Origin of the sequence: Billgrantia antri (genome assembly GCF_019430905.1) — a bacterium.
Lineage (GTDB): Bacteria > Pseudomonadota > Gammaproteobacteria > Pseudomonadales > Halomonadaceae > Halomonas > Halomonas antri.
On the sequence record NZ_JAHYCA010000004.1, the window covers coordinates 442,164 to 454,811 of the forward strand.

General features: G+C 64.1%; 11 protein-coding genes. 5 read left to right on the forward strand and 6 right to left on the reverse strand.

Annotated features, from left to right (window positions below; all coding sequences use genetic code 11):
• Positions 1 to 7: 7 nt before the first annotated feature.
• Genes KPL81_RS13575 through KPL81_RS13585 form a run of 3 tightly spaced genes read right to left on the reverse strand, consistent with a single transcriptional unit; the run spans position 8 to position 5,062 of the window.
• Positions 8 to 1,849 (reverse strand): IucA/IucC family protein, encoded by a 1,842-nt coding sequence (locus tag KPL81_RS13575; protein ID WP_219792631.1) that lies wholly within the window; start codon positions 1,847 to 1,849, stop codon positions 8 to 10.
• Positions 1,846 to 3,591: an IucA/IucC family protein gene (locus KPL81_RS13580; protein ID WP_219792632.1), complete on the reverse strand. Its 1,746-nt coding sequence runs from the start codon at positions 3,589 to 3,591 to the stop codon at positions 1,846 to 1,848. The genes KPL81_RS13575 and KPL81_RS13580 overlap by 4 nt, the downstream gene beginning before the upstream one ends.
• Before the next feature lie 52 nt (positions 3,592 to 3,643).
• The gene (locus KPL81_RS13585; RefSeq protein WP_219792633.1) at positions 3,644 to 5,062 is read right to left on the reverse strand and encodes a DHA2 family efflux MFS transporter permease subunit; all 1,419 of its coding nucleotides are present in this window, start codon (positions 5,060 to 5,062) and stop codon (positions 3,644 to 3,646) included.
• Between the two features lie 199 nt (positions 5,063 to 5,261).
• Between KPL81_RS13585 and KPL81_RS13590 the strand changes: the two genes are divergently transcribed.
• From KPL81_RS13590 to KPL81_RS13600, 3 genes are read left to right on the forward strand one after another with little or no spacing between them, the layout of a single operon-like run.
• Positions 5,262 to 6,104, forward strand: a complete 843-nt coding sequence (locus KPL81_RS13590; RefSeq protein WP_219792634.1) for an ABC transporter ATP-binding protein — start codon at positions 5,262 to 5,264, stop codon at positions 6,102 to 6,104.
• Positions 6,101 to 7,057 (forward strand): sucrase ferredoxin, encoded by a 957-nt coding sequence (locus KPL81_RS13595; RefSeq protein WP_338035624.1) that lies wholly within the window; start codon positions 6,101 to 6,103, stop codon positions 7,055 to 7,057. Before KPL81_RS13590 ends, KPL81_RS13595 begins: the two co-directional genes overlap by 4 nt.
• Positions 7,050 to 7,925 carry an ABC transporter substrate-binding protein gene (locus KPL81_RS13600; RefSeq protein ID WP_219792635.1) on the forward strand — a complete coding sequence of 292 codons (876 nt, stop codon included), beginning with the start codon at positions 7,050 to 7,052 and terminating at the stop codon, positions 7,923 to 7,925. Before KPL81_RS13595 ends, KPL81_RS13600 begins: the two co-directional genes overlap by 8 nt.
• A gap of 25 nt (positions 7,926 to 7,950) precedes the next feature.
• On the opposite strand, the gene fhuB is transcribed toward KPL81_RS13600, so the two are convergent.
• Positions 7,951 to 9,936 carry a Fe(3+)-hydroxamate ABC transporter permease FhuB gene (gene fhuB / locus KPL81_RS13605; protein ID WP_219792636.1) on the reverse strand — a complete coding sequence of 662 codons (1,986 nt, stop codon included), beginning with the start codon at positions 9,934 to 9,936 and terminating at the stop codon, positions 7,951 to 7,953.
• Positions 9,937 to 10,159: 223 nt separating this feature from the next.
• Here fhuB and KPL81_RS13610 point away from each other — a divergent pair, with 223 nt between their 5' ends.
• Entirely contained in the window at positions 10,160 to 10,564 is a 405-nt protein-coding gene (locus KPL81_RS13610) for a hypothetical protein (RefSeq protein WP_219792637.1), read from the forward strand.
• 78 nt (positions 10,565 to 10,642) lie between these two features.
• Positions 10,643 to 11,410: an ABC transporter ATP-binding protein gene (locus KPL81_RS13615; RefSeq protein WP_219792638.1), complete on the forward strand. Its 768-nt coding sequence runs from the start codon at positions 10,643 to 10,645 to the stop codon at positions 11,408 to 11,410.
• A gap of 117 nt (positions 11,411 to 11,527) precedes the next feature.
• Here the strand turns inward: KPL81_RS13615 and KPL81_RS13620 are convergent, their stop codons facing one another.
• Together KPL81_RS13620 and KPL81_RS13625 are read right to left on the reverse strand one after the other, a co-directional pair.
• Positions 11,528 to 12,139: a superoxide dismutase gene (locus KPL81_RS13620; protein ID WP_209477752.1), complete on the reverse strand. Its 612-nt coding sequence runs from the start codon at positions 12,137 to 12,139 to the stop codon at positions 11,528 to 11,530.
• 208 nt (positions 12,140 to 12,347) lie between these two features.
• Positions 12,348 to 12,648, reverse strand: a 301-nt coding sequence (locus tag KPL81_RS13625) for an FAD-binding protein (protein ID WP_219792226.1), incomplete at its 5' end; no start/stop codon positions are given.

Sequence of the window (12,648 nt, forward strand, 5' to 3'; positions counted from 1 at the left end):
TTTCTCCTCAGGCACCGGGACGATAGGGATACAGGGGGTTATCGCGGGTAGCGAAGCGCTTCTCGCCGTCGCCGAACAGTCGGCGCTTGGTCAGTTCCTCGATGTTCACCGTCGGCGCGAAGAGATCGAACAACGCGAAACGCGCCGCCAGCTCTGGGCGGGTCGCCTGGTAGTTTCGGATGATCTCGGCGGTCATCATCCAGAAGTTGGCCTCCGGCAGGTCGTAGTGCTGCTCTAGACACAGGCAGAGCTCAGTCAAGGCGATGAAGACGAAAGCGTCGTAGGTGAAGTCGCGCACCTCGTCGGGATCGTCGGTCTGAATGTATGAGTTGCGGTTGACCGCCGCATGGCTGGCCGGCTCGGGCACCAGTTCGGGAGCCCGCTCGGGTTCGGCCAACAGCGCCGGACCGTAGCGCACGCCGTCGTGGAAATCCTTCAGCGCGATGCGCTCCGGCCAGCCGTCACGCTGGATCAGCAGGATGTTCTGCCCGTGCGACTCCAGCCCGATGCCGTGGGCATAGAGCAGATGGATCAGTGGCGTCACCGTGACCTCCAGCAGCCGTCGCGTCCAGGCCGCGACGCCGTGGCGCCGTACCCAGCCGTCGAGCATCGGTGCCCCCGAAGTGGCCAGTTGCGTCAGTCCATTGAAGGACAGCGCACGCTCCCCCGGACGCAGGTGGCGATGCAAGCTCTCCCGCCACACGGCGCCCAGGGTGCCGTAGGCCAGGCTGCTCCGCGGCTCGTCCAGCCGCGAGACGTCATGAGCCGCACCCAGCACTTCACGCAAGATGACCACACCGTCCTGCATCGAGGCGTCACGGGACACCAAGTCGTGGAGCCAGTCGCTGATGCGCGCGCTGTTCTCCACCGTATGCGCGGCCAGGATGCGACTGGTTGAGGTATTGACGATACTCAGCGAGAGCTTGAGGTTGGCCCGCCGGGGTCGGGTAGCATTGGCCAGGGTGCGGATCGACTGCTGGGCACGATAGGTGTCATCAGCCGTGCCCAGGTAGCACAGCCGACCGGCGGCCAGCTCGGTCTGGAAGGTGGGCAGCACGACTTGGTTCCACTGCCAGGGGTGCACCGGCAGCATCATGTAGTCCTGAGGTCGCCGTCCCTGCGACGTCAACTGGCGGCGAAAGCGAGCCAGTGTCGTCTCCCCAAGCTCCTCGCGCAGGAAGGCACCGAGCCTAAGCGAGCCGGAAACCGAAACGCGGCAGTCGTCGCGCAGCACGGCGAGCCAGACGGGCCGGAGCTCCTGGCGGAACTCAGGACCGTAGACGGCGTTGTCAGTCAGCGAGAAGCCCAGGCGCGACTTGTAGCTGGGATGATAGGGGTGACCCTCCTGCAACCAGCCCTCCCAGGCGTCATGATCCCACTCCAGGTCGGGAGCGGTGGGCATACCGCTCGCAACGAGCGATTGAGTGTCCTTGAGCAGGGTCTGCTGCAGCTCTTGCATGAGCGGAGGCAGACGCTCGGCAGGGACGATGAGTGCCATCACCTCGGCCATGAAGTCGACCAAGGTGGCGTCGCGCTGGCGCCCATCCGCTGCCTGTCGCTGCGCCGGGCGCAGCGACAGGCGTACCCGGCCGAAGCTCTGCTTACGCGTGCCCCAGGCGGTATAGCGCACCTCATTGCCATGGGCATCGCGTCCGCTAAACGAAAAGGCTCGCAAGGCTCCTGCGTCGGTCACCTCCTCGACGCACGGCAGGACATTCTCGAACAGCAGGCCCTGAATGAATTGACGCAGTACGCGCTGCTGGGCACGTGCGTATTCCGGTGTGGTGGGCAGCAGCCCGGGCTCGACGCTCGCTTGCGGTGTAGGCAGGATCGCTTCCATGTCGCTCATTCGGCTCGCTTGATCGGGTTGACGATATCGATGAACAGCGGCGTGGCGCCGCGCTGGCGGAAACAGCTCAGCAGGTTGGCCTTGGCCGGCCAGTGGTCGGCCTGTAGCAATGCTTCGGCCAAGGCCGCAAGGCGCTCGTCCTCCTCTTCGCGCAAGCGCGCCAGACGAACCCCCACCCGGCGCCAGAGGCGGCTCTCGTCCACGCCGAGGTGATCGGCCAGAGCGTTGACCACACCGCCCAGGTGATTCACGCAGAAATAATATTGGGTCCGCCGCCAGGCGGTCTCCGGCGGATAAAGCAGCGGGCTGTCCGCGGCGATGCCGAGTGTCGGCCAGGCGGCCAGCTCGGCGATACGCTCACGGTCGAGGCTGACGCCTTCCAGGTCGCGCACGTAGAGGGTGCGTGGCCAGCCCCCTTCCAGGCGCAGCAGGCTGTTTTGCAGATGCGCCTCGAAGCTGACCCCGGTACGCGCCAAAATCTGCAGAATCGGCACCAGGGAAATCTCCAGGTAGGCTTCGAACCAACGCTGCAGGTCCACTTCGCCGCCCGCCCCCTGGCGGATCGCCGCGATCAGCTTGGGTTCGGTCTCGCCCGGGTAGGGCTCGAGCAGCGATGCCAGCACGCAAGCGTGCTGGGCGTCGGCCGGCATGGGTCGGTATATCGTGGTGAACGCGGCAACCCGGTGGGCCGCCAGCGCTGGATGCGCAGGGTCCAAGGTGCGATAGCCGGTCTCCATCACCACCTGAAAGCCATCGCTTTCCAGCTCATCACGCAGGCGGTGGATGACCCGCGCAGCGTCGAGGGTACGGCGTGACTGCTCCAAGGTGTTTTCGCGGATGAGATTGGTGATGCGCACCTGCAGCGGCAGCTTGTACCCCTGGCCGGTCTCGGGCAACCACACCGAGCGCACCGAAGAGGTCGGATAGGCCCACGGACCCAAGGTTCCCAGGTCGACGATCTCGCCCGTCTCAAGCAGCGGTCGGATGTCGGGCTGCGGCAACAGATAGTCCGCCTGCCAGGGATGCATGGGCAGGATGGCGTAGCCGGCCCTACGTTCGCCGAGCCGCTGACGGGCAGCTTCCAACACTGTACCGGCCAGACCGGTGTCGGATCCCTCGAGCCACTCCTCAACCAGCAGCTCGCGACGAACGGCCACATAGCGCAGCCGAAAGCGGGCGCCGCGTTCCGGGCTGTAGTCCTCGAACGGGCGCCGTTCTACGCCTTGGGAACACTTCGGAAACGGATGGAACGGATGCCCAAGGTACAGCGACTGCTCGGCGGCAATGAAGCCAGGCACCCCGGACGGCGCGCCACCGTGACGTCGCTGGAAGTCGTCGAGATGCGCCGCCATGCGGGCAAAGCTGTTGTTGATCTTGTCGCGCATGTCCCACAGCCGCAGCTCGTGGGTGTTGTCGCTCGCTGCTGCGCCCAGCGATTCCAACAGGCACTGGATGATGTCCTGCATATCCAGCGGCGCCATTCTCCCTCGGGCATCGCACAGGTAGAAGGCTGCGCCATAGCGATGCTGTCCCGAGGACGAGAAAGCACGCAGCGTGCCGATCAGCTCACCCGCCGGGAGCGTCACCCGGAAAGGTTCGCCGGCATCGAGCAGCGGCGCCACCATGTCGGACGCGTCATGGCGTGGATCGTGGCACCCCGTCTCGCGCAGGTAGCTGTTGAGCAGCGCGCGCAGCGTCGCCTCCTTGGCCAGCAAATGACTGGCATAGGAAGGACAGCGCACATGCGGCACGGGAGGCGAAGACAGTTCCGTACTCGGGTCTTCTGTGGAAAATCTAGGTAGCTCGATGTGAGTCATGGGCTGGCGTTTCCTCACAGCGGTGGGAGGGAAGCGACAACGCCAGGGGCGTCGCCAGGAGAACCAGAACGGCCAGGGCGAGGAAGGCCTCACTCAATGCCGCGAGCGCAGCCGCCTCGCTCGCAGCACCTTGGGCAACGAGTTGTGACGTGCGCAGATCGTGATGCAGGGCCAGTGCCGCGACCCCCAGTGCCGAGGCAAGCCGGCGGCCCAGGTTGTTCAACGCCGAGGCCTGGGCGACACGGTCATCATGCAGGGCATTGAGGCCGACGGTAGTCACCGGCAAGTAGCCGAAGCCAAGGCCGATTCCACGCGACGCCATCAACAAGCCGATCAGCCAGAGCGGTGCCTCGGCCCCTAATACCGCAAGCCCCACCAAGGCACACGCCGTCACCAGCAGACCGAAGCACACCGCCTGGCGTGACGAGCGCTTGTCGATCAGGCGCCCTGCCAAAGGCGAACAGGCGGCTGCCACCAGGGCGGTAGGCAGGAATATCATTCCGGTAGTCAGTGCGTCATAGCCTTGCACCCGCTGCATCCACAGCGGAATCAGCAGCAGGCAGCCAAAGGTGGCGACAGCCTGGGCGCAGGCGATAAGCACACTGACGCGATAGAGGCGAACGGTGAAGAGCCGGAGTTCGAGCAGCGGCTGTGGCGTCCGCCACTCGAACCGCACGAAGACAACGAGCAGCAACAGTCCGACTGCGAGCGGCGCCCAGCTTCGAAACGTCAGCAGGTCACTCGGCATGGCCAGGGCAACCAGAACCCCGCCGACGCCCAGGGTCACCATGAGGAAGCCAGGCAAATCGAAAGAACGCTCGTGATCTCGCGGGCGCTCCTCCAGGTAGCGATGACCGCTTGCCAGCGCCAGGATCGCCACCGGCAGGTTCATCAGAAACAGGGCCCGCCAGGTGCTGACCTCGAGCAGCAGGCCGCCGGCACTGGGACCGAGCGCCGGGGCAATCATCACCGCGAAGCCCCAGAGGCCGGTCACCCGCCCGCGTCGCTCGACGGGCCAGGCAGCAAAGATCAGCGGCAGCGACAGCGGGATCATAAGACCCGCGGCGATGCCCTGAAGCCCACGGGCCAGGAGCACCCACACCAGCCCCGTCGACAAGGCACCGAGCAAGGAAGCCAGCAGAAACAGCCACAGGCCCAGCAGGTAAAGGCGCCGCGTGCCGAAGCGCCCGGCCAGGAATCCGGTCAGCGGCATGGTCATGCCCATGGCCACCAGAAACAGTGTCATCACCCAGCCGACGCTGGCCGCCCCCGCTTCGAACACGAGCATCAACTCGGGGATCGCCAGATTCAGCGCGCTGTTGTTGAGACTGACGGTGAAGGTCCCCAGCAGCACGGTGACCAGCGTTCGGTAAGCGACGACATCCCTTGATCTCATGAGGCTCCATCCTCGACTCCAAAAGCCCCGGCGATAGCCGACCGGGACCCGACAACGAGGGAGAGGCTGCCACAGCAATTCTTGATATGCAAACAATTCTCAAAATCATTCGTAATCGTATGTAAGCTTCGCATTGGGAATGAGAAATGCTTATACTGAGCGCTAGTTTCTACGAGCCAGTGTCCATGCGAAGGTTGCGATGATCCCCTCTCACCCTGTACACGCGCGTCTTCAAGGCGTAGATCTCGCCGTTGGCTATACCGGCCGTCGCGTTCTCGATGGCGTGGATTTTCGTGTCGAAGAGGGCCGGCTCACGGCACTGCTGGGTCCCAACGGCAGCGGCAAGTCGACGCTACTGAAGACACTGGCGCGGACACTGTCGCCGGACCGGGGCCGAGTGTTGCTCGATGGCCACGACATCCACCGCTATCGCACCCGCGACGTGGCCCACCGGCTCGGCATCCTGCCCCAAAGCCCCGGCGCGCCCGAGGGCCTCAAGGTGCGGGAGTTGGTCGGCATGGGGCGCTTTCCCCATCAGCGGCTATGGCGACAGTGGTCGAAAGAGGACGAGCGGGCAGTCGACGAGGCCATGACCGTCGCCCGGGTCGCCGATTTTGCCGAGCGCCCGGTGGATGCCCTCTCCGGCGGCCAGCGCCAGCGCTGCTGGATCGCCATGGTGCTGGCCCAGAAGACCGACCTCATCCTGCTCGACGAACCGACGACCTTCCTCGACCTCAAGGTACAGGTGGATCTGCTGGAAATGCTGGCACGACTAGCCCACGAGCGCGGTCGCACTCTGCTGGTGGTACTGCATGATCTCAACCTGGCCGCCGCCTATGCGGACGTACTGGTGATGATGCGCGAGGGTCGCATCGAGCATAGCGGTGCACCGGAGACGGTATTCACCGCGGCCAACCTGAAGCAGGTATTCGATCTCGACGCCGACGTCATGCAAGCCCCGAACACCGGAAGACCGGTCTGCGTGCCGGCCATGAGCAGAGCCTCTTCGTTGGGGATCGCGCGACAGGGTGTGCCAGCATGAGCATGATCCAGCGCTTCTGTGCCCGCGAGAGTCTGGCGCAGGGCGACCCGTTGGCAGGCAGCGCCGCTCACGCCGAGCGTAACTTGCTGCTCAGTTGGCCGCGGGCAAAATGGCAGCGCAGTTTGCGCCAGGCCAGTGACATGACCGACGCAGTCGCGACGCGGCTCGAAGCCATCGCCGAGGCGGGACGGCGCGTGAACCTGATCCATCGGCGCGAACAGCCCGGCGAACGGCACTGCCTCTACCTGATGCCGGAGAATCGCCGCTACGAGGTGACGCGTGCGGAGCTGGCCGCCTTCCTGGATGCACTGCGACGTGACGCGCCGCTCACACGCTGGGAGGCCTCATCGCCTGCTGGCCCGCTGTTGCTCTGCTGTACCCACGGCAAGAAGGACAAGTGCTGCGCCAAGTTCGGCTATGCCGCCTACAAGGCCCTGGACGCAGCGGTAGCGACGCACGCCCTGCCCTTCGACGTATGGGAAAGCACCCATCTTGGCGGCTGCCGGCTGGCCGCCAGCGCCGTGGTCTTTCCTGCGCTGCGCAAGTACGGCCGCATCGACACCGCAGACGTGTTGCCACTGCTAGAAGCCGAAATGGCGGATCGTCCCTATCTGCCCTGCTATCGCGGCGACTCCCGGCTCAGCCCGGTGCAGCAGTGCGCGCAGGTAGCCGCGCTGGAGTGGCTGGCCGAACGCAGTCTCCACCCCAGCGTCTCGGTTTCCACGCCATCCGATCCCGAAGCGTCGCGTACCAGTCTGATCGTGAAATGGCAAACGGGCTCTGACCAGGGCGCCGTGGCCGTTGAGTGCATCCAGCGCGCCCTCCAGCGCTTCGACACCTGCGCCGATCTCGATGCCCCGGCCAAGAACACCTGGGTTTGGCAAGCTGTCTCTCTGCGCCAACTCGAACCTCACCTACACCTGCAAAAGAAGTCTTGTCCGCACCATGCCTGACATCTCCTCCCGCTACTCGCGCCGCCTAAAGCGGGGGCTTGCTCTGCTCCTCACAGGACTGGCCCTGGATGCCTCCGCCCAAGGTATCGCCAGCATCGACTGGACCCTGGCCGAGACCTTGAGCGCCTTGGGTGACCCGCCTGATGCTGTCGCTCAGGTGGGCGACTACCACAGCTGGGTCGGCAAGCCGCACCTGCCGGAAGGCACCAGCGACCTGGGATTGCGTACGCAGCCCAACCTGGAGCAACTTGCACAACATCCTCCCGAGCGCATTCTGATCTCTCCCATGTTCGCCTCCCTGGCTCCCCGTCTCGAGCGAGTCGCCCCGGTCGAGACCCTGGCACTCTATACTCCGGACGACGACACCTGGACACGGATGCTTGCCCTGACGCGCGACCTCGGCGGCCTGGTGGGCCGCCCTCAGGCGGCCGAGACACTGATCGCCTCCACAGCGACTCGGCTGGAAGAACTACGCAACCGGCTACCAAGAGACCCCTCGCCCCTGCTGGTAGTCCAGTTCATGGATGAACGTCACGTTCGTGTCTTCGGCGGAAACGGGCTCTTTCAAGTCGCCATGGATCGTCTTGGGCTTGAAAACGCCTGGCAGGAGACGACCAATTATTGGGGCTTCTCACTGGTTGGCGTGGAGGCACTGCTCGAACAGGAGGCCCGCTTGGTGGTGATCGAGCCCTATCCGATCGGCGTCGAAGAGACGCTGGCAAACAGCGCTCTCTGGCAACATCACCCCAGCGTCCGAGAGGGTAGCGTGATTACGCTGCCTCCGGTCTGGAGTTTCGGCGCCCTACCTTCGCTGAGACGCTTTGCCGAACTCCTCGTCGATGCGTTGGCAGAAGCTCCCGAAACTTGAATGCCCCAGCGTCAGCCAGAGGCACTCACATTCGGCGCAGCCCCCACAGGAAATAGGCGCCACCGATCAACGACGCCACCAGCCCGGCCGGCATCTCGTAGGGAAAGATGACCTGACGACCCACCCAATCGGCTAGCACCATCAGCAGCATGCCCACCAGGGCAGCCCCCAGCAGATGCTGATGCGCCCGTGACAGGCCTAGCAGCCTGGCCATATGTGGCGCCAGTAAGCCGATGAAAGAGAGCGGTCCCACCACCAGGGTGGCGCAGGCGGTCAGCAGCGCCACCAGCAGCAGCAGCACCAAGCGCGCGCGATCCAGGCCGATGCCCAAAGCGCGCGAGGTCGCCGCTCCGAGCGGCAGGATATCCAGCCATCGGGACATGGGCAGGGTGCAAAGCGTCAGCAAGACCGCAAGGCCACCCACCATAAGGGCGCTGGAAAGATCGACGTAATAAGTCGAACCCGCCAGCCAGGCGATCACCTGCTGCCCACGCGGGTCCCCTCCGGCAAGCATTACGCTGCGCACGGCATCGAACAACGCGCTGACCGCCACCCCAGTCAACAGCAAGCGCTCGGGCTGGAAGCCACTGCGGCGGTTGAGCGCCACCAGGATCACCAGGGTGACGAAAGCTCCCAGCGTGCCGACACTCACCAGCAGGCCACTCGTAGGCGACGGAAGCAGGAAGATGGCGAGGATCAACGCGATGGCACAGCCTCCGCTGACGCCAAGTACTTCAGGGCTGGCCATAGGATTGGCGGAGAGACGCTGCAGCAGCGTGCCTGCCGCGGCCAGCATCAGCCCGCTGGCTGCAGCCGCCACTACCCGGGGCACGCGCCACTGCATGACGTCCCAGCTATTTAGCGACAACCAGTACCAACCGCTTCCTCCCTGACCCAGCAGCAGCCCCAATGCGACTGCCAACAGCAAAGCGAGGGCCAGGCCGCCGATCAAGCGCCCTGGAGCAGGATGACGGCCCGCCAATACACTAGACGACTGTGGTGCTCGATTGCCCTGCAGCTTCAGACGCGGCATCAGCCACAGCAGCAGCGGCGCCCCAAGAGCACCGGTCACTGCGCCGGTGGGGATCAGCGTCGGCAGCAAAGCCGTGAAGTGCTGCAGCAGCAAGTCGGTAGTGGCCAACAGCACCGCGCCGAGCAGGGTGCCCCACAGCAGGCGTTCCCAGAGGTGTCGCGCCCCGGCCAGGCGCACGATATTGGGGGCCGCCAGCCCGATGAAACCGATAATTCCGACCACGCTGACAACGCTGCCGGTGATGAACACCGCCAGGCCCAACCCGGCAAAACGCAAGTATTTCAGCGAGACCCCGAGACTCTTGGCACTGGCGTCGTCCAACTCCAGCACGGTCAGCGGACGCAGCAGGAACCAGGCCGCCACCGCCCCCACGGCCAACCGTGGCCAAAGGACCTGCACGCCGTCCCAGCCGTTCTGGGCCAGCGATCCGGCGCCCCAGATCAACAAGCCCGACAGTGCCTCATGGTTGAGCAGCAATAATGCCATGGCCAGCGCGCCAAGATAGAGATTGACCACCAGCCCCGCCAGCACGACTACGATGGGTGCCATTCCCCGACGCCAGGCCAGCATGAATACCAGCCCCATCGCCAGCCCACCACCGGCCAGTGCCACCCATTCACGACCAATGGCCAACAAACCCGGCGCCATCAGCGTCGTGGCCATCAGCGCCAGGTTGGCCCCCGAGGCCACACCCAGCGTCGTGGGCGAAGCCAGCGGATTGCGCAGCACCTGCTGCATCAGCACCCCGGCCAGGGCCAGCCCAGCACCGGCAAGTAGCGCAACCGAGAGCCGTGGCCACCAAGCATAGTGCAGCAACAACTGATCGGTATCCGCGAGCGAGGGCGACACCAGGGCCTTCAAACCCAGCGCCATGCCCCCTTGGACCTCCAGACCCAGCCAGAACAGCATCATCAGTGGCAGGCTCAGCAGCAATAGGGCTAGCGCGGGTGCCCTCCGGTACGAAGCCGCCCCCATCATGCCTGCCTGCCTTGGGTCGCGACCGTCATCGTGTCCTGTCGCCCTCCACTGTCGCTCATTGCATCCAACCTGTTGCCTCGTGAAAAGAGGGAGATTTTAAATGAAAATGATTATTGATGGAATCAAGAGTGTGTGTCAGCCCCACCCTCGCAGCGGCATTGACATACCTTCATTCTTCACTCAGAATGCAAATCAATCTCATTGAGATCCTTTATGGTGCCCCATGAACGCAGAGCGCTCCCAGCTGTATTACACCTGCGTGTTTCTGCATGTCTCCTTCCAGGCCATTCAACACTCAGTGGCGATCTCTCCCAGTGGTGACGAAACACCGTGCTGGCTTGACTCACAAATGCTGCGCATGCTGCTCGGCGAGTTGCAGCGTTGCCGGCGGGAGGCCGCAACGTACAAGGACGTCCAGCCCTCACTGGAGGCCGCCACCTATCACTGTGGCCTGCTGATGGCCCAATGCCCCGCTGCCGTCAATCGCAAGCTGTGCCTGCACCATCTCGAAGCCATTGTCGCTCCGCTTAAGGAAGCCACCGCTCAACTCTCAGGCAAGACAAGCCGAGTCGCCCGAAGCCGTGCGTCATCACCCCGGCAACGGCTGCTCAGCTGGCTGGGGTGGTAGCCATACAGGTAATCGCTGGATAGAAGCAACGATTCTCGTTTACCCTATGAAGATCGCTTACACAGGCAAGGAAATCCTATGCTCGAGGCCAATGGCGTCTCTTTCGAGGTCGATGGCAAACCACTGCTCAAGCCCGTCGACCACCGCTTCGAGGAAGGCAAGACTTACGGCCTGATTGGTCACAACGGCTCGGGCAAATCAACGCTGATCAAACTACTCGCTCAGCAGCAGCCGGCCAACCAGGGCGAGATTCGACTCGACGGCCGCCCCTTGGGTGAGTGGGGGCAGCGAGAATTCGCCCGCCAGGTCGCCTATCTGCCCCAGCATCTCCCCAGCGCCGAAAACCTGACCGGGCGCGAGCTGATCGGTTTCGGTCGTTACCCCTGGCATGGTCTGCTGGGTCGCCATACAGCCGAGGATAAGACCGCGGTACTGCGGGCCATCGAGCTCAGCCACACCGAAGCCTTTGCCGATCGCTTGGTCGATACCCTCTCCGGCGGCGAGCGTCAGCGGGTATGGCTGGCCATGCTGCTAGCTCAGCAGAGCCGCTTCCTGCTGCTCGACGAGCCGTTGGCGGCGCTCGACATTGCCCACCAGATGGAGGTGCTGGCACTGATCCGCAAGCTGTGCGACGAGCTGAAGCTGTGCGTTATCATCGTGCTCCACGACATCAACATGGCCTCTCGCTACTGCGACGAGCTGCTCGCGCTGCATAGCGGCCGGGTGCTGGCTCACGGCCCACCTCATGAAATGATGACCGATGCCACGCTGGAAGCCATCTACGGGCTGCCCATGCAGGTCATGACACACCCCAGTGGTGACCACCGCATCGCCGTGGCCTGCTGAATTCGACACCGCCAGCATGACCTGACCTTGCCGCATCGCCTCGGCCGGTTTGCCCGCTAGAACGCAATCGCCGCAGCACATGGCTGCGGCGATTGCTTTGTGTGGGTGACGCTGGAATCAGGCAGTCGCCTGCTGATAGCGGCGCTCCACCTCTTCCCAATTGATCACGTTGAAGAACTCAGCGATGTAGTCCGGGCGCTTGTTCTGGAACTTCAGGTAGTAGGCGTGCTCCCACACGTCCAGGCCCAGCACCGGGGTATTGCCGTTGGAGATGGGGCTGTCCTGGTTGAGGCTGTTCTCCACCACCAGCTTCTTTTCCGGAGTCACGCTGAGCCAGGCCCAGCCGCTACCGAAGCGACCCAGAGCCGCCTTGGTGAAGGCATCCTTGAAAGCGTCGAAGCCGCCCAGTTCGCTGTCGATGGCCTCGGCCACCTTGCCCTTGGGCTGGCCGCCGCCGTTGGGCGACATCATCTGCCAGAACATGGTGTGGTTGGAGTGGCCACCGCCGTTATTGATCACCGCCTGGCGCTTGTCGGCCGGCACACGGTCGAGATTGGCAAGCAGCTCGTCGACCGGCATGTCCTCCAGACCCGTTCCCTCCAGGGCAGCATTCAGGTTGTTGACATAGGTCTGGTGGTGACGCGAATGGTGGATCTCCATGGTCATGGCATCGATGTGCGGCTCGAGCGCATCGTAGGCGTACGGCAGGTCAGGGAGGGTATGTGCCATGTTGATCATCTCCTTTGGTGGCTTTGGTTGTGCTGCAATCCAATGAAGTGCGGTCGCCGGGGGGCGATTTCAACCGTCCCGCGCCTCCTTTTTCTCAAGGCAGGAACACCCTACACCACACAGAGTGCCTTCGCCCAGCGCGGCACGACCGTAAAGCAGGAAGCCGGCTCCTTTCGGAGCCGGCTTCCTTGGGCATGATGGCGTGGGATCAGAGTTTACTTTCGAGCTCCGGCAGGATCTCGAACAGATCGCCGACCAGGCCGTAGTCGGCCACCTGGAATATAGGCGCCTCCTCGTCCTTGTTGATCGCCACGATCACCTTGGAGTCCTTCATTCCCGCCAGGTGCTGGATCGCCCCGCTGATACCCACAGCGATGTAGAGCTCGGGCGCGACGATCTTGCCGGTCTGCCCCACCTGCATGTCGTTGGGCACGAAGCCGGCATCCACCGCGGCACGCGAGGCGCCGATGGCCGCGCCCAGCTTGTCGGCGATACCGTCGAGCAGCTTG

Excerpts from the sequence above, each read along its gene's own strand:
- KPL81_RS13575 (WP_219792631.1), bottom strand. The coding sequence starts at position 1,849 with ATGAGCGACATGGAAGCGATCCTGCCTACACCGCAAGCGAGCGTCGAG.
- KPL81_RS13585 (WP_219792633.1), bottom strand. The coding sequence starts at position 5,062 with ATGAGATCAAGGGATGTCGTCGCTTACCGAACGCTGGTCACCGTGCTG.
- KPL81_RS13590 (WP_219792634.1), top strand. The coding sequence starts at position 5,262 with ATGATCCCCTCTCACCCTGTACACGCGCGTCTTCAAGGCGTAGATCTC.
- KPL81_RS13595 (WP_338035624.1), top strand. The coding sequence starts at position 6,101 with ATGAGCATGATCCAGCGCTTCTGTGCCCGCGAGAGTCTGGCGCAGGGC.
- KPL81_RS13600 (WP_219792635.1), top strand. The coding sequence starts at position 7,050 with ATGCCTGACATCTCCTCCCGCTACTCGCGCCGCCTAAAGCGGGGGCTT.
- fhuB (WP_219792636.1), bottom strand. The coding sequence starts at position 9,936 with ATGATGGGGGCGGCTTCGTACCGGAGGGCACCCGCGCTAGCCCTATTG.
- KPL81_RS13610 (WP_219792637.1), top strand. The coding sequence starts at position 10,160 with ATGAACGCAGAGCGCTCCCAGCTGTATTACACCTGCGTGTTTCTGCAT.
- KPL81_RS13615 (WP_219792638.1), top strand. The coding sequence starts at position 10,643 with ATGCTCGAGGCCAATGGCGTCTCTTTCGAGGTCGATGGCAAACCACTG.
- KPL81_RS13620 (WP_209477752.1), bottom strand. The coding sequence starts at position 12,139 with ATGGCACATACCCTCCCTGACCTGCCGTACGCCTACGATGCGCTCGAG.